Consider the following 1,105-nt stretch of genomic DNA (forward strand, 5'->3'; position numbering starts at 1 on the left):
CTGATGTTCGACGACATCACGCTCTCAGGCGAGCCGCTTACCGAAGCTTATGCGCAACGGCGCATGCAGTACGAGCCCCTCTATGAGATCACGCAGATGAAAGGAGACGGCGAGACGCACCCCATGCTTTCGGTGGATGACGATTTCGCCGACTACGGCACGTGGGACAAGGGCAGCTTCGGCCCCGACCCCAAGACGCCTGACATGCTGCCAAAGGAGTACGCCCGGTCTGCCTGGATACGCGGCCTCGCGTACGAGACCGAACTCGGCACCAACCCTTTCAAGTTCGGTGTTGTGGGCTCGACCGACGCTCATACCGGTCTTTCGACGGCCGCAGAGAACAACTTCTTTGGCAAGGTCGCTCTGGTCGAGCCAACAGGCGATCCGATCCGCTACGAAGAGACCATCACCGGACGGGCGACCGCAGACCCCTCAGATGACCTGACCCATGCGGATGCACTCGCATCTGGCCTTGCCGCTGTCTGGGCGCGGGAGAACACGCGCGAAGCGCTGTTTGATGCCATGGAGCGTAAAGAGGTCTATGCCACCACAGGGACACGCCTGAGGGTGCGCGTCTTCGGCGGGTGGGACTTTACGACCGAAGACATGAACCGATCAGACTTCGCGGCCTACGGTTACGAAACCGGGGTCCCGATGGGCGGTGATCTAAGTGCCGCGCCAGAGGGGGCCGCACCTACGTTTCTCATCCGAGCGATGCGTGACCCCGACGGCGCGAACCTCGACCGCATCCAGATCGTCAAGGGTTGGACAACGGCAGACGGACCACAGGAACGCGTCTACGACGTCGCCTGGTCCGACGATCGCGTTCCGGACGCTGACGGAAAGCTGCCGCCCGTGGGAGACACGGTGGATGCAGAGACGGCTACCTACACCAACGCGATCGGGGCGGCGGCACTCGGAGCCTTCTGGCAGGACCCCGAGTTCGACCCAACGCAGCGCGCATTCTACTACGCCCGCGTGATAGAAATCCCGACGCCACGCTGGACGACCTACGACAGCGTCTTTTTCGGCATCCCTCTTCCCGACTATATCGACGCAGGCCAACAGGAGCGCGCCTACACCTCGCCAATCTGGTATTCGCCAT

General features: G+C 62.4%; 1 protein-coding gene. It reads left to right on the forward strand.

Going from position 1 to position 1,105, the window contains the following annotated elements:
* On the forward strand, positions 1-1,105 hold a 1,105-nt coding region (locus AC2FMD_RS18070), incomplete at both ends, for a DUF3604 domain-containing protein (protein ID WP_496795311.1).

Source organism: Ruegeria sp. BHSC276, assembly GCF_059612945.1.